The following is a 15,022-nucleotide window of genomic DNA, read 5'->3' on the forward strand; positions in this document are numbered from 1 at the left end:
TGACATACACCTCCGGGGATTGCAGATGAACTTAAGTTGTTGGTGACTGAAGCGGTACAAAAGGTGTTGTGCTTGCGCCTTGGGATTCTTGAATTCCTTGTGTGCCTGCTGCGGCAGGTGCTGCTTCTACGTAGCTGCCCGTGTTATACAAATTAGAAAGAGCTTTAATTGACCCAGCGCTCCCAATTTGTAGCACAGAGGAGTTACTAACAGACTCTACACGCAAATAATTAATTTGTATCGCTTGATTAATATAGAAGTTCAATGAATATTCACTCCTTACAAGTTACCAACAAGCGGTTGATCAATGACATCACTGTCGTACGTATTTGTCACACTTTTATAGTTGCTAATGCGCAATTGATCACCAGTGTTAAAACTGCCTGCGCCAGCAAACGTTTTAACCTGACTATTTGGAGAAATGGTGATGCAGTCTCCAACATGAACGACTCCGCTCGTTCCGACGGCATTTACTTTAAAGGCTCCAACAATAGCCGGCATAGCGGTGCACATCCTTTATAAAAATAAGGCACTTTGTTTTTGGGCGTTTCACCATAGCTTATGATGAGTCTTTTAATGTGTGATTGTCTGTTTGAAAGCTTTTGATGAGAGGAATGAGGTGTATGGTTTACCCTTTTTTAGAGCATTCATTCGAGGTGTATTTGATGCCTTTATTTAAGAGTGTGTCAAGCTCTTGACTGCACCTGATGGTTTCTTCGGCATTCATCCCGAATTTTTTTGCGGTCTCAATTAAATGTAATCTTTTTTGTTCAATTTCATAATTGATCATAACGGACGCCAACTCTCACATTTTTTATCAAATAGAAGGATATGGCTAGTATACCCTATTTTTCTATAAAAAAAGTTGTTTCGTCAATATGAGTAATAAAGTGACAAAATTCGAAAACGTCCTTACGTTCTATCTATCTCTTTTCTTATTTCAGTTTGTAAATAACGTCGCCTTTTGTTGATATATTGGCGGATGATTTCTCGTTCTGATTGTAGGATGTCTTTGCGGTCTCTTGTATAAGGATCATCTCCAATTCGCTTCTCAATAGAAGCATGCCATTTCTCAATCACTGGACAAAGCTGGTCTGCTAAAAAATGTGTATCGAGCACTTGCTGGAAAAGCGTGTAATAGGCTTTCTTAAATGAAGGGATATCTAGTAATCTCGCAGTTAACGTATTAAAGCCGCTTACTGGAATATAATCAAATGCCATTTCTTCTCCATGGATGTCACGGCCCCATGTCGCATCATAATCCCAAGGAAGCACTTGGAATCTGCCTTGTTCATTCACATAAAGAGCGTAGTTATGGACAAAGCCGTCAAAGTTTTGTGTGCACACGACACCAATGAGCCAGCGGAAATACTGGGTCACATCTAGGTAATGTTCAATCTTTTCTGCAAATATGTCATCTTTCGCTGTGTTGAGAAAGTAAATAAATTCACTTAGCTGCTGATTATGTTGAGAAGTCCCTGTTTTTTTCTCGTACCCGAGGAGAAGGTGTTTTTTTGGCTTTTTATCAAATGAACTCAAAAGGGAAAAATTGGCGTCGTCATCGACTGCATAATAAATGCCGCCTCCTGAAAGCTGCCTTTTTTGAAAAAAGTGCTCATCGACGGATTCTATTTTTAAATAAATGCCTTCTTTTCTTCCGTTTATCGTGAGAAACACATGAGACGCAGCAGGGCTTAGCACTCCTATCTGCTCAAAGAAATAAAAGGACAGTCTGTTTCGGATAAATGAAGGGTCATTGTATTCTGCATTTAAATGAAAGATAGATTCGCCTTGTCTTTGCTTTGGCTTTCGATATTCAATTTGATAGGACTTTTTTTTCAGCTTTCTGATGTGAGATCCCCGGTAGGAAGCGTAAATGTGTGATTTGATCTGACCAGTTTTCAAAATACCCTCAACGGGTTCATCGTTCCATATGTCTTTTCTTAATTCAATCAGGTCCTTTGGATGAATCCAAATATCCATTTGCTTTAAAGGTTCTGTGGTCATGCGTTCATCCTCCTCCTATGTTCTTCTTTACGATATGAAAATGAAGGAATGTCCTGTACCCGTTTGTTAGGTATTCATGGAGTTTTAAAAGAAAGGGGCATCCGCCAAGAACAGTTGTCTACCAAGTCTCGTAACATAAAGCAGAGAAGATAAACAGCTTGATCTGTTTGTTTTGTCAAAGTATAGACTGGGAGGGGAATCGTTCGTGAGCACATTTGATCATTCACATATTGAACATGCAGTGGATTCACTTCGAAGTGAAGGACGTGATCATCACTTAGATCGTGAACCAGAATCGAGACGCTCGCACAAGTCAGCACGTTCTCGCCATTCAAATCGCCGTCATTGGTTCTTTGGTGGAGGAGGATGCCGTAAATCACATCGCAGCAAAAAAAGCTATAAGAGCTATCGTTCGAAAAAAAGCCGCTGTTCAAAGAAAAGCGTGAAAAGTGAGAAACCATGCAAAAGTAAAAAGTCGTGCAAAAGCAAGAAATCTTGCAGAAGCAAAAAAAGTGAGCCGAAAAAATCATGCCGCAGCAAGCACAGATCCCATCATAAGAAAAGCTGCCGTAAGTCACACCGCAGCAAATGCAGATCGCATCATAAGAAGAGCTGTCGCAAGTCACATCGCAGCAAGCACAGATCGCATCATAAGAAGAGCCGCAAGTCGCGCCGCAGTCATTCTTGCAAAAGATGTGGAAATAAAAAGCATCATTCCCGTAGAAGTGGAAATGTTGATCGCAAATGGGATCAAGGGAACATGTGGGAGTATCGCCGCTACCGCTAAACATCAGATCATCTTTTTTGAAACCCTTTTTAAAAGAGAGTATGATAAAAAAGGGTTTTTTTTATTTCATAGAGAAATAAAATGAGACATCACCACTTAGCGAAATGAAGATTGTGAGGGGAAGACATGAAGTTTTTTACAGGTGAGATACATAGCAGAATGTTTATTGGGGTAGTCATTGATGATGAATGGGTCATGGACGTCAAAAAGGCAGAAGCCAAATTATTCGAGCTTGAGACATTGCCAAACTCTTTAGCTGAATGTATTCATATGGGAGACAAGTTTGTTGAGCATGTCAAACAACTCCTTGACTGGGCTGAGAAAAAACAAGAAGACCGTGGTTCTTATGTTTATCCGCTGTCGGACGTGAAACTCCATGCGCCAATTCCAAAGCCAGCTAAAAACATTATGTGTGTTGGAAAGAATTATCAAGATCATGTCATGGAAATGGGAAGTGCAGCGGATATTCCTAAAGATGTGATGATCTTTACGAAGGCACCTACTTCAGTCGTTGGACATGAAGCGGATATCCTCCTTCATGAAGATGTGACGAGTGAACTAGATTATGAAGGGGAGCTTGCGATCGTGATCGGCAAAACAGGGAAGAATATTGCACCTGAAGATGTCCGCGATTATCTATTTGGTTACACCATTTTAAATGACGTAACGGCAAGAGATCTACAGAAAAAACACAAACAATTTTTCATAGGTAAAAGTTTAGATACAACCTGCCCGATAGGACCTTATATTGTGCATAAGTCAGTGATTGAGGATCACGGTGCGCTTCATGTGGAAACAAAGGTGAACGGAGAAGTTCGCCAGTCTGCAAGTACAGAATTAATGATTTTCTCCATCGAGAACATTGTGTCTACACTTTCAAAAGGGATGACATTAGAAGCTGGTGACATCATTGCAACGGGGACACCTTCTGGGGTTGGCAAAGGCTTTGAACCGCCAAAATTCTTAGCTTCAGGAGATCAAATCGACATTACGATTGAACCGATTGGAACGCTATCAAATCGCGTCAAATAAAGAGTAAGATGACACAGGATTGTCGCTTTGTGTTCGACTTATTTCGTGGTACGATGAGAAGGTAATTGTTCTGATAAAGGGGGAAATAACAAATGGGAACGCATTTACATATTACAGCATGGGTGCTAGGAATTATTTTATTCTTCGTAGCCTTCGCTCTAGCAGGTAAAAACGACAAAGGTGCTAAAATTGTGCACATGATTGTCAGATTATTGTACTTGATCATTATCGCCACAGGCGTAGAGCTGTATGTTCGCACAGGAATGAAGATTCCAGGTTTCGGTGGCGAGTATATCGGTAAAATGATTTTCGGTATTCTAGTGATCGGCTTCATGGAAATGACACTTGTACGCAAGAAAAAAGGGAAATCGGTGACTGGTGTATTGATTGGTTTTATCATATTCACGATTGTGACCATTCTTCTCGGTTTACGTCTGCCGATTGGTTTCCATATCTTTTAATGGAAAAAGGACATTGCTTATACGAAGCAGTGTCCTTTTTATATGCCATCAAACTGCGAAACTGAACGGTGACCATCAGAAGTGGTCCATTCAAAACGAATTTGTCCCAAAGCGAAATCGTGGTGACATTGAAGGCCAAGTGATTGTGTATCTGTCGAAAACTGAAAGAAAGAAACTTGTTGAAAAGAATGAAAGGAAGAGAACACACAATCATAGACAGAAAAGCCAAGTTGCTCGATCTGTGCAATGATGTCATAAAAGACGTTTTCAGGAACAAACATGAGAAGGTCAAGCAAGCCTTTGGCAAGTGATGCCGTATATTGAATCTCTTCACCGCCTTGTATGTCTAACAGCTCTCCATTTTCATAAAGTATCATGGAACCGAGCAGTTCACCTTTTGTCCATCTATCATTTTCCTTTAAACAGATCATCGTGCTTTGAAGACTTTCTGGTAGCATGATGTCTCCTTCTTCATCTTCAATCAGACAATGCCCGTTTTCAATGAGTAAATATCCGTTGCACCATCTTCGGTCGCAGTGTTCAAGCTGCTTCATTCGTTTTTCCATTTGCAGACGCTCCTTTCCTCTTTCTTTTCTTACCAAATCATGCTTGTCCTATACGCCCGTTAAAAAAGGACAAATCAACTATCAAGGAGACGATGCATAAACTAAGAAAGGCTGAATGAGATCACTTATGGAAAAACGGATGGGAGCTGATGATGATGTGTGGAATAACAGGCTGGGCAGACTTTAAAAAGCAGCTCATCCAACAGGATCATGTAATCAATCAAATGACAGATACATTATCTAAAAGAGGGCCAGACGATACAAATACGTGGAAAAGTGAGCACGTTTTATTTGGGCATAAAAGGTTAGCGGTTGTAGATGTAGAAGGCGGAAAACAGCCGATGACATATACACATCAAAACCATGCTTATACCGTTGTATACAATGGAGAGCTCTATAACACAGAGGATATAAGAAAAGAATTGTTAAAAAGGGGCCACCGCTTTCTTGGGCATTCTGATACAGAGGTGCTTCTTCACGCCTACACAGAATGGAAGGAAGAGTGTGTGACCCATTTTAATGGTATTTTTGCATTTGTCATTTGGGATAGTGAGCGTGAATTATTATTTGCAGGGAGAGACCGGCTCGGCGTCAAGCCATTTTTCTATACAGAACGTCATCATTCCTTTTTATTTGGTTCAGAAATCAAAGCGCTTCTTGCTCACCCTGATATGAAAGCAAAAGTCGATCATGAGGGATTATCGGAGATTTTTGGTTTAGGACCGTCTAGAACACCAGGGCAAGGAGTGTTTAAAGGGATAAAAGAGCTGAGACCTGCTCATGCCTTGACCTTTTCAAAAGACGGATTGCGTGTGTGGAGATACTGGAATGTCAAAAGCAGGGTGCATACGGACTCACTTGATGACACCGCACAGAACGTCAAGGACCTCTTTACAGATGCCGTCACAAGGCAGCTCGTCTCTGATGTGCCTGTTTGTACATTTTTATCGGGTGGCGTCGATTCGAGTGCTATTACCGCCATTGCCGCTAAGCACTTTGAGAAAATAGGGAAAGCACCACTTCATACGTATTCCGTTGACTATGAAGGGAATGATCAATTTTTTGAAGCAAGTCATTTCCAGCCGAATGCGGACGGTCCATGGATTGACCGCATGACCAAGGCGTTTCAAACGAATCATCACAGCTGCATCATTGGACAAAAGGAGTTGGCTGCTTATTTAAAGGAAGCGGTTGAGGTCCGAGACTTACCGGGTATGGCAGATATTGATTCTTCCTTGCTTTGGTTCTGTCGTGAAATTAAAAAGGACTTTGTGGTTGGTTTGTCAGGTGAATGTGCGGATGAAATTTTTGGAGGTTATCCTTGGTTCCATTCTGCAAGTGAAACGAATGGTTTTCCTTGGATGAGATCGACGGAAGCTAGAACGCAGCTCTTACAAGACTCGTGGCAAAAAAAGCTGTCACTAAAAGAATATGCACAAAGCAAGTATGAAGAAACCGTGGCTGAAACACCTCTTTTAGATGGAGAAACTGGAGTAGATAAAGCCCGGAGAGAACTTTTTTACTTAAATATGGTCTGGTTTATGACAACGTTGCTAGATCGAAAAGACCGAATGAGTATGGGTGCGAGCCTTGAGGTACGTGTGCCATTTGCGGACCATCGCCTTGTCGAATATGTATGGAATATTCCTTGGGAAATGAAAATGTATGGAAATCGTGAAAAAGGGGTTTTACGGAAAGCATTAGAGGGAATTTTACCGGATGAAGTGCTTTATCGCAAGAAGAGTCCTTATCCGAAAACACATCATCCAGCCTATACCCATGCTGTGAAAGAGATGTTAACAGATTGTCTTGCGCAAAAAGATTCTGTCCTTCACGAATTTCTAGATCCGAATCAATTAAAGCAGTTGATTGAAACGGAAGGAGCTTCCTTTCAAGTCCCTTGGTATGGTCAGCTCATGAAGGGCCCGCAATTAATCGCTCATCTGGCGCAAATTCATCATTGGTTTGAGACGTATCGAATTGATATAGAAGCGTAATAAAGGGTCGGCTTTCTTACATTTGTTGAAGGGAAGCCGGCTTTTTTGATACATAACATGAGACGAAAAGAGCACATTGAAAGTTGATCTAATCTTTCTAATTTGTATAATTAACTTAAAGTGAATTAATTTGGAGGAAAAAGGATAATGAAAATCATTGTGATCGGAGCAGGACCAGGGGGACTTGCGGCAGCTATGATGCTTCAAAGCAAAGGACATGATGTTCATGTTTATGAAAAACAGCCCTTTGTTGGCGGACGTAACTCTAAGTTTCAACTGGGTGATTTCACGTTTGATACGGGTCCTACCTTTCTCAGCATGATTCATATTGCAGAGGAACTGTTCACCTTTGCTGGTAAAAATCTTTATGACTATATTGATGTGATTGAATTAAAAGAAATGTATAGATTGATTTTCCAAGACGATCAGCTAGATATGATACGAGATCGTGATGAAATGTATAGACGGTTAGAAGCCTTTGCACCTGGAGAGGGCGAAGGATATATAAGGTTTATGAACGATACGAAGCGAAAAATGGATCGGCTTACTCCTATTTTACAAAGTAAAATGGATCGTTTTCATCATTATTTGCGTCCAAAAGTGCTTAAAGCACTTCCGCAGCTTTCATTGAATAAGAGTTTATATGATGTGCTGTCAGATTATTTCTCAAATGAATCAGTGAAATATGCCTTTACATTCCAATCAAAGTATTTAGGCATGTCACCTTGGGAGTGCCCAGGTGCTTTCTCCATTTTATCATTTATGGAGCATGACACAGGTGTGTTCCATCCGAAGGGCGGGGTCAATCAGCTGTCAGAAGCGATGGCAAAAGCAGCGGTTGAAGATGGAGCAACAATTCATCTGTCGTCCGGCGTCGAAAAACTGCTGACAGAAGGCAGGAAAGTAAAAGGCATTCGCTTAGAATCTGGAGAAGAAATACAGGCAGATGAGGTTGTCGTAAATGGAGATTTTGCACATGTGATGACAAAGCTTGTAGAGCCAGGACTTTTAAAGAAATATAGCGAGAAAAAATTAAAAAAGAAAAAATTCTCATGCTCCACCTTTATGCTTTATTTAGGACTAGATACTATGTATGAGGAGCCGCATCATACCATCGTTTTTTCTGATGATTATGCGCAATTCGTCAAAGGCATTACGAAAACATATGAGCTGCCAGATGATCCATCTATTTATATTCAAAATGCTAGTGTCACAGATGACTCACTTGCGCCAAAAGGAAAGTCAGCTCTTTATGTATTGGCACCTGTTGCCAACAATCAAAGTGGCATTGATTGGGAAGCGCATCAAGATGAATTCAGAGAGCTTGTACTGGATACACTCGAGCGAAAAACCGGTTTTAAGAATGTAAGGCAGCATATAGAAGTTGAGCGGATGATCACACCGAAGCAATGGGAGGAAGACCTTTACGTATACGAAGGTGCCACATTTAACCTTGGTCACCAGCTAACGCAGATGATGGTTCTAAGGCCGCACAATGAATTTGATGAATTGGATCACTGCTGGCTTGTAGGAGGAGGAACGCATCCAGGAAGCGGACTGCCGACCATTTTAGAATCAGCACGTATCACCACAAATGCGATTCTTTCAAAAGAGAAACATACACACAAAACATTGCCGCAACAAGAAAAGGGGAGCGCCTCATGAAAAAACATATATTGATTGCAGGTGGCGGTATTGGCGGGATGATCTCAGCACTTTATTTAAAAAAAGCTGGACATGATGTGACGCTTGTCGAAAAAAACGAGCGACTTGGCGGAAGACTTGCTTTTGTACGTGAGAAAGGATATAAAGTAGATGAAGGTCCGACCATTGTCCTACTTCCAGATATGTTAAAAGGTATTTTACATGAGGTTGGAATTGACGAAGCATCTCTTGATCTTTTGCAGCTTGATCCGCTGTATACAATTCAATTTCAAGATGGAACCTCCTACACGAAGTACTCCGATGCACTTCGTCAGCTAGAGGAAATCAGACGTGTATTTCCAAACGAAGATCAAGGATTCCTAAAGTTTATGGAAGAAATGACCGACCGGTTTCAAGAAGGGCAGCAAGCCTTTCTAGAGAAATCATTTCATGAAAAGCGAACATTTTTTACAAAAGCAAATATGAAGATTTTAATGAAATTAAAGGCGTATCGCACGGTTCAAAGTGCCTTGAAAAAGTATTTCTCAGACGAACGCCTGCGAGATGCATATGCACTTCAAACCCTCTATGTCGGAGGGAATCCATATGAAGCATCTGCTATTTATTCGCTTGTTTCATATAGTGAGCACGCGCATGGCATCTACTATTTAAAAGGTGGCTATGCGAGTTTAGTAGATATATTGGAAAGGCAGCTCATGAAAATGGGTGTGTATGTGAGAAAAAATGCAGAAGTCACGGAGCTTGAGTTTGAGGGGAAACGCGTAGTTAAAGCAAAAGTCAGTGACGACCATATAGCAGCTGATGCTTTTGTCATCAACGGGGATTATCCAGCTGCGTTAAAACAACTTGGTTTAGGCGAACAAGATCGGCGTAAATACGTGCCGTCTTCTGGCTGTGTGATGGTATATCTCGGGCTAAATAAAATCTACCATGATGCGCCTGTGCACCAATTTTTTATGGGAGAAGACTTTGATCAGCATATGAAAGAGGTTTTTCAATCGAAGACGATTCCTCAAGATCCGTCGTTTTATACATTTAATCCATCGGTCATTGATCCAACTCTTGCTCCGGAAGGCTGTAGTGTTTTATATATGCTGATTCCCGTTCCCTCAGGAGATCATATCAACTGGGAAGAGGAGACAGATTTTGTAGAGCAAATGGTGGATCGACTTGAGAAAAGAGGCTTTCCAAGATTGCGAGAGTCGATTGTCTGGAAAAAAGTCAGAACACCAAATGATTCCTTGCGAGAAGGATTGTTTGAAGGCGGAAGCTTTGGACTTGCGCCTAACTTATTTCAATCAGGTGTGTTCCGCCCGCAAGTGAAGGCAGCTGAGACCGATAATCTTTATGCGGTAGGTGCTTCGATCCATCCTGGTGGCGGAGTGCCGATCGTGATGCAAAGTGCGAAACTGATGGCGTCTGTGCTGTTAAAAGATTTGAATGACAGAAAGGAAGTGAAACTAAGTGGTTGATGTACAAACAGCATTGAAATTGTGTGAGGAGACCATTCAAACCCATTCCAAAACGTTTTACCGTGCCTTTTCCATGCTGCCTAAAAAGAAACGGCAGGCTGTCTGGGCTGTGTATTCCTTTTGCCGGAAAGCAGATGATATTGTAGATGAATCACCCTCGCCAAAAGAGGAGCTTGCCTCCTTTCGAGAGACGTTTGATCGATTTTTACAAGGTGAGGTAGATCGGAATGATCCGATGTGGGTAGCGCTAGAACATACCTTTCAAGAGTTTCGTATGGATGAAGCACCGTTCCGTGACTTGCTCCAAGGTCAGGAGATGGATTTAGAGCAGCACCGATATGAAACGTTAGATGAATTGCTCATTTATTCCTACCATGTTGCTAGTACCGTTGGACTTATGCTGCTTCCCATTATTGCACCGCGTAAAAAAGAACAGCTGAAAGAAGCAGCGATTTCATTAGGGATTGCTATGCAGCTGACCAATATCCTTCGTGACATCGGCGAGGATAAAGCCGAAAGAGACCGCATTTATTTGCCAAAGCAAGTCATGGATCAATTCGGATATACAGAGCAAGAATTGCAAGAAGGCATTGTCAATCAAGCATTCCAGCACGTATGGGAGTACATTGCCTTTGAAGCAGAGGCATACTACGAGGAGTTTTTTGACCATCTTCATGAATTCCCGCTTTATTCACGTATACCAGTGAAAGCAGCTGCTCACTTTTATAAAGCCATTTTAGATAAAACAAGAGAAAATGAATACCGCGTATTTACAGAGCGATCATTTATTTCGAACCAAGAAAAAGCACTTATTTTAGAAGATATTACGTAAAAAAGGACTGCACCCGCAGTCCTTTTTATGTGGAAGAAAACCGATATTCCGTCCAAACCCTTGAACGCCACCGCTTATACATAAAGATGCCTCTTACCCATTCATCTACGATAAAAGAAATCCAAATCCCAATGAGACCCATCTCAAACTGAATACCCAATAAGTAGGCGATCGGAAGCCCGATGCCCCACATTGAAATCATTGCCATATACACTGGAAACTTCGCATCGCCAGCAGCCCGCAAGGAATTGATAATGACCATATTAAACGAACGGCCTGGTTCCAAAATAATGGTCAAAAGGAGGAGTGTGGCGGCGGTTTGAATGATCTCGCTGTTGCTAGTAAAGAAAGCAAGCAAATGCGTCGATGATAAAGATAAGGCAGTAGAAGAAAGAAGGGAGATGCCAATGGCCCAGTATAAACTTTTCATGCATCTGTGATAGGCAGCATCGAATTCCTTCGCCCCAATATGGCGTCCGATTAAAATTTGTGTCCCTTGGCTAATGGCTGCACCAAATAGCATGATGAACATCATAATATTTTGAGTATAAACCTTTGCAGCTAATGCCTGCGTCCCCATAAATGTAATAAACAGTGTAATGATCATTTGAGAGCCATTATAAGAAAGCTGTTCTCCAGCAGAAGGAATGCCAATTTTCAGCAGCTTTTTTAAATATGTCCGCTGGATATTAAACATCTTCTTCAGGGAAAAGCGTAAGCCAATTCGGCGGCGTACAATGAGGATCATGGCCATTAATCCGATCAATCGAGCGAGTGAGGTTGAAAAAGCGACCCCCATGACACCTAATATAGGGAAGCCAAACGGACCGAAAATCACCAAATAGTTACCAGCGACATTTAGCAAGTTCATTCCGATAGTGACATACATCGTATCTCTTGTATATCCATAGCTTTTTAAAATAGCACTATACGTCATAATGAGCGCTTGAATAAAAGAAAGCAGCCCGACAATTTGTAAAAATACAGTCGCATCCGGCATGAGCTCACTTGATAAGCCCATGAGGTGTAAAATGGGAACAGCTAATACAAACATGAGAAGACTAATAACAAAGCTAATCAAGAAATTGGTTCCTAGTGAGACATAGGCGACTTGAGCCGCTTCCTGCCTGCGGCTTGCTCCTAAAAGCTGTGCAATCACAATTGTTGTTCCAGTTGTAATGAAACTGAACATGACAATCAATAAATTCAGCAGCTGGTTGCTTACACCAACTGCGGCAACACTATTATCGGAATATTGGCTGAGCATGAGGGTATCAGCGCTTCCCATCAGCATATATAAAGAGATTTCAATAAAAATAGGCCAAGTTAATGCAAATAATGAAGGGTGGTTTTTCTTCCCTTTAGCTTGAGTCTGTTGAATTGGTAGTGATTGAGGTTTCATCAATCAACCTCCTTTCGTATAAATCCGATTTATAGTGTACCCTGCATCGACTATAATAAGAAGAGATGAAACCGAAACTTATTGGAGAAATCCGACTTCATAAGGGGATGCATATGAATCGATTTATTACATTTACTGTACCGCCGTTCCCAGTTTATATCGCTTCTGGCAAAGGCGTATTTGATCAAGGAGAAAGACATATCTCTAGAACCTTCACCGTGTTTGATCTTCTTTATGTCACAAGAGGGCAGCTATGGATCACAGAAGACAGGGAGGCTCATCACGTAAAAGAAGGAGAATATATCATTCTCTCACCTGGCTTGTCGCATGGCGGACACTTGCCATGCGAAGAAGAAACACACTATGAGTGGCTCCATTTTTCGATTGATCCTTTTGAGTTGACGAATCGGCCGAGAGAACACTGGTTTGATATGAAACAAAATCAAGCCACCTTTGAAAAGCCGGCGACCTATGAATTTAGCTTGCCCCGTAAAGGAAAAGTGAAAGGGAGAAATGTATTAGAAAAGCACCTTGCACAGATGCGGGCCCTAAATGATGACGCATCTGAACTGCCGCTGAAAAAACAGCTTCAGTTTGAGGAACTGCTCATTCATTTACAAAAAGAAGCCTTTCATATTCCAAGTGCAAAGGAGAATGTCGCTTCAGAAGTGGTTCATTACCTTGAGCGTCACTTTATGAAGAAACTGCAAATGGAGGAGCTTGCAGAGAAATTGCACTATCATCCTGATTACATAACAAGGTGCATGCAGACGGTGTATGGACTCACGCCAAACCAATACATCAATCGTCTCAAGGTTGAAAAAGCCAAAAGCATGCTTGCCTCAACGAATGATCAAATCGCAGCGATCGCTGAACAGGTAGGCATTGACGACCCTACGTATTTTTCTAAGCTGTTTCGGCAAAACGAAGGCATGACACCTATCGAGTACCGTCATCTCGCAAAAAGAACGACCAAGTAAAGGAACGTGAACAGATGAAAAGAGAAAAGGAAAAGCTTGTGAGCATTCGACCATTAAACGAAGCTGATTTAGAGTTGGTATGGCATTTGAAATTCAAAGCACCAGACCAGTCCTACCGAGAGTGGAACGCCCCTTATTTTCATGAACACGAAATCCCGCTTGCTGCATTTAAAAAACGATATTTACAGGATACATCCATTCCGTCAAAGTTATATGGTATTGTAATAGACGGCGAGATCAAAGGTACCGTGTCATATTATTGGGAGAATGAACGTACACGGTGGCTTGAATGCGGCATTCTCATTTATGATTCGCGCTTTTGGAGCGGTGGCGTTGGGACAAAGGCGTTAAGTCTATGGGCTGATGAGTTATTTACACACATTGATATTCCTCGAATTGGTCTTACTACATGGTCGGGAAATGAACGGATGATGCGATGCGCAGAGAAATGCGGATTTGTCCTTGAAGGAAGACTGCGAAAGGTCCGTTACTATCAAGGAGAATATTATGATTCGATGCGCTATGGGATGCTGCGGGAGGAATGGAAAAGCCTCCCGCGCAATATCCTTTGAATTATTATTTTATCAGGATAAAAATACCATATAATGGAATAAACTGAAGAAGAAGGGTGGCAGATAATGTGGGCTGGATAACTGGATGGTTTGTTTCTATTTTAGTCGCCATCTATCTATTTATAGATGCACCAAAACATGGGAAAAATAAATGGTTATGGTCTATTTTAGGTCTTTTATTTGGGCTCTTTGCATTTGGGATATACCTCATCAAAACAGGAAGAAAAGGATTGGGCTGGCCAGTTCTGATCGTGTCTATCATCATCTATTCTATTGTGATCATAGTCTATGTCTTTTATTTCCTGCTTCTGATCTTCGGATACTCAAACGCATCATAGAGAACGCGTATACATAAGGGGGAGTTTAATCTTGAGAATGACGGGTCTATTCGTTTCGCTGGCTGTTGCCATTTATTTATGGTTTGATGCGCCAAAGCATGATAAAGACAAATGGTTGTGGGCCATTTTAGGTGTCCTATTTAGTACGATTGTTCTCGGTATTTATTTGATCAAGACAGAGAGGAAGGGGCTTGGCTGGACCATTCTTATTTTAACGATTTTGTTTTACCTCATGCTGCTCATCTCTATTTTAATCGGCGTCATTCTTTTTTATCAAGTGGGTCCTTCATGATGAAGGGCTTTTTCTTTTACCTTTTGCGCCGGCACACCCGCAATTACAATTTTCTCCTCATGAAAGGAACGATTTACCACAGCATTTGCTCCAATTGAAATATGATCTGCAATATAGATATCCCCAAACAGCTTTGCGCCTGGGCCAATCCATACATGATCCCCAATGGTTGGCACATCTTTTTCATGATGATTTTGACCAATATTCACCCCTTGATGAATATCACAATATGCTCCAATTTTTGCATGTTTGTTCACAATTAAGAGCCCCGTATGATTGATTCTAAGGCCGGGCCCGAAAACACCAATTGGGATATCAAAGCCAAGTTGCATGCCTTTCTTTTTATGTAAATAGCGATAAAGCCATTTGCGAATTGTAGCACCGCTATTAGAATAGTATTCATATTTTCGTAAAATCCTTTGGTATTTCCATATATCATCCCCAAACCACTTAGGCCGTTTGCGCTTAATGGCTAATGCTTTCTTGTCCTGAGCTAAGTAGTAGTGAAGATCATGCTTCGTTACAATCATCAGATTCCTCTCCAATCCCTTTTGTTTCAGAGAAATTATACCATTATAACCATTTATATCAATGTGGAATGACGTTTGTTTCTTTCTTT

At 41.3% G+C, this 15,022-nt stretch carries 18 protein-coding genes; 11 read left to right on the forward strand and 7 right to left on the reverse strand.

Annotation, left to right across the window (positions count from 1 at the left end; genetic code table 11):
- Nucleotides 1-31: 31 nt before the first annotated feature.
- From MKX52_RS05120 to MKX52_RS05135, 4 genes are all read right to left on the reverse strand, one after another.
- Nucleotides 32-265, reverse strand: a complete 234-nt coding sequence (locus MKX52_RS05120; RefSeq protein WP_012009502.1) for a spore germination protein GerPB — start codon at nucleotides 263-265, stop codon at nucleotides 32-34.
- A gap of 14 nt (nucleotides 266-279) precedes the next feature.
- Nucleotides 280-501, reverse strand: a complete 222-nt coding sequence (locus MKX52_RS05125; protein ID WP_003211745.1) for a spore germination protein — start codon at nucleotides 499-501, stop codon at nucleotides 280-282.
- Between the two features lie 127 nt (nucleotides 502-628).
- A complete protein-coding gene (locus tag MKX52_RS05130) occupies nucleotides 629-790 on the reverse strand; it encodes an aspartyl-phosphate phosphatase Spo0E family protein (protein ID WP_012009503.1) in 162 nt (53 codons plus the stop codon).
- 122 nt (nucleotides 791-912) lie between these two features.
- Nucleotides 913-2,007 carry a CotH kinase family protein gene (locus tag MKX52_RS05135; RefSeq protein ID WP_342491601.1) on the reverse strand — a complete coding sequence of 365 codons (1,095 nt, stop codon included), beginning with the start codon at nucleotides 2,005-2,007 and terminating at the stop codon, nucleotides 913-915.
- Nucleotides 2,008-2,456: 449 nt separating this feature from the next.
- On the opposite strand from MKX52_RS05135, the gene MKX52_RS05140 reads away from it, so the two are divergent.
- The 3 genes from MKX52_RS05140 (at nucleotide 2,457) to MKX52_RS05150 (ending at nucleotide 4,287) form a co-directional block, all read left to right on the forward strand.
- Complete coding sequence (locus tag MKX52_RS05140; RefSeq protein ID WP_342491602.1) at nucleotides 2,457-2,879, forward strand: hypothetical protein; 423 nt, start codon at nucleotides 2,457-2,459, stop codon at nucleotides 2,877-2,879.
- 41 nt (nucleotides 2,880-2,920) lie between these two features.
- A complete protein-coding gene (locus tag MKX52_RS05145) occupies nucleotides 2,921-3,826 on the forward strand; it encodes a fumarylacetoacetate hydrolase family protein (RefSeq protein ID WP_144503566.1) in 906 nt (301 codons plus the stop codon).
- Nucleotides 3,827-3,918: 92 nt separating this feature from the next.
- Nucleotides 3,919-4,287 carry a YisL family protein gene (locus MKX52_RS05150; protein ID WP_342491603.1) on the forward strand — a complete coding sequence of 123 codons (369 nt, stop codon included), beginning with the start codon at nucleotides 3,919-3,921 and terminating at the stop codon, nucleotides 4,285-4,287.
- 38 nt (nucleotides 4,288-4,325) lie between these two features.
- On the opposite strand, the gene MKX52_RS05155 is transcribed toward MKX52_RS05150, so the two are convergent.
- Nucleotides 4,326-4,853: a DUF2777 family protein gene (locus tag MKX52_RS05155; protein ID WP_342491604.1), complete on the reverse strand. Its 528-nt coding sequence runs from the start codon at nucleotides 4,851-4,853 to the stop codon at nucleotides 4,326-4,328.
- 155 nt (nucleotides 4,854-5,008) lie between these two features.
- On the opposite strand from MKX52_RS05155, the gene asnB reads away from it, so the two are divergent.
- The 4 genes from asnB to MKX52_RS05175 all read left to right on the forward strand — a co-directional run bounded on the left by asnB (nucleotide 5,009) and on the right by MKX52_RS05175 (nucleotide 10,819).
- Nucleotides 5,009-6,850: an asparagine synthase (glutamine-hydrolyzing) gene (gene asnB, locus MKX52_RS05160; RefSeq protein ID WP_342491605.1), complete on the forward strand. Its 1,842-nt coding sequence runs from the start codon at nucleotides 5,009-5,011 to the stop codon at nucleotides 6,848-6,850.
- A gap of 147 nt (nucleotides 6,851-6,997) precedes the next feature.
- Nucleotides 6,998-8,515: a phytoene desaturase family protein gene (crtI, locus tag MKX52_RS05165; RefSeq protein WP_342491606.1), complete on the forward strand. Its 1,518-nt coding sequence runs from the start codon at nucleotides 6,998-7,000 to the stop codon at nucleotides 8,513-8,515.
- Nucleotides 8,512-9,987 (forward strand): phytoene desaturase family protein, encoded by a 1,476-nt coding sequence (gene crtI / locus MKX52_RS05170; RefSeq protein ID WP_342491607.1) that lies wholly within the window; start codon nucleotides 8,512-8,514, stop codon nucleotides 9,985-9,987. The genes crtI (MKX52_RS05165) and crtI (MKX52_RS05170) overlap by 4 nt, the downstream gene beginning before the upstream one ends.
- Nucleotides 9,980-10,819: a phytoene/squalene synthase family protein gene (locus MKX52_RS05175; protein ID WP_012009511.1), complete on the forward strand. Its 840-nt coding sequence runs from the start codon at nucleotides 9,980-9,982 to the stop codon at nucleotides 10,817-10,819. The genes crtI (MKX52_RS05170) and MKX52_RS05175 overlap by 8 nt, the downstream gene beginning before the upstream one ends.
- Before the next feature lie 25 nt (nucleotides 10,820-10,844).
- Here MKX52_RS05175 and MKX52_RS05180 read toward each other — a convergent pair whose 3' ends face one another.
- Nucleotides 10,845-12,221 (reverse strand): MATE family efflux transporter, encoded by a 1,377-nt coding sequence (locus tag MKX52_RS05180; protein ID WP_342491608.1) that lies wholly within the window; start codon nucleotides 12,219-12,221, stop codon nucleotides 10,845-10,847.
- A 113-nt stretch (nucleotides 12,222-12,334) separates the two neighbouring features.
- On the opposite strand from MKX52_RS05180, the gene MKX52_RS05185 reads away from it, so the two are divergent.
- From MKX52_RS05185 to MKX52_RS05200, 4 genes are all read left to right on the forward strand, one after another.
- A complete protein-coding gene (locus tag MKX52_RS05185; RefSeq protein ID WP_144470848.1) occupies nucleotides 12,335-13,201 on the forward strand; it encodes an AraC family transcriptional regulator in 867 nt (288 codons plus the stop codon).
- Nucleotides 13,202-13,215: 14 nt separating this feature from the next.
- A complete protein-coding gene (locus tag MKX52_RS05190) occupies nucleotides 13,216-13,773 on the forward strand; it encodes a GNAT family protein (protein ID WP_251184130.1) in 558 nt (185 codons plus the stop codon).
- Between the two features lie 68 nt (nucleotides 13,774-13,841).
- Nucleotides 13,842-14,111 carry a hypothetical protein gene (locus MKX52_RS05195; RefSeq protein ID WP_144470850.1) on the forward strand — a complete coding sequence of 90 codons (270 nt, stop codon included), beginning with the start codon at nucleotides 13,842-13,844 and terminating at the stop codon, nucleotides 14,109-14,111.
- 37 nt (nucleotides 14,112-14,148) lie between these two features.
- A complete protein-coding gene (locus tag MKX52_RS05200; protein ID WP_217016535.1) occupies nucleotides 14,149-14,403 on the forward strand; it encodes a hypothetical protein in 255 nt (84 codons plus the stop codon).
- Here the strand turns inward: MKX52_RS05200 and MKX52_RS05205 are convergent.
- Entirely contained in the window at nucleotides 14,385-14,933 is a 549-nt protein-coding gene (locus tag MKX52_RS05205) for a serine O-acetyltransferase (RefSeq protein WP_012009517.1), read from the reverse strand. The genes MKX52_RS05200 and MKX52_RS05205 overlap by 19 nt on opposite strands.
- Nucleotides 14,934-15,022 lie beyond the last annotated feature (89 nt).

This window comes from Bacillus sp. FSL R5-0422 (genome assembly GCF_038610765.1).
Taxonomy (GTDB): Bacteria; Bacillota; Bacilli; order Bacillales; family Bacillaceae; genus Bacillus; species Bacillus pumilus_O.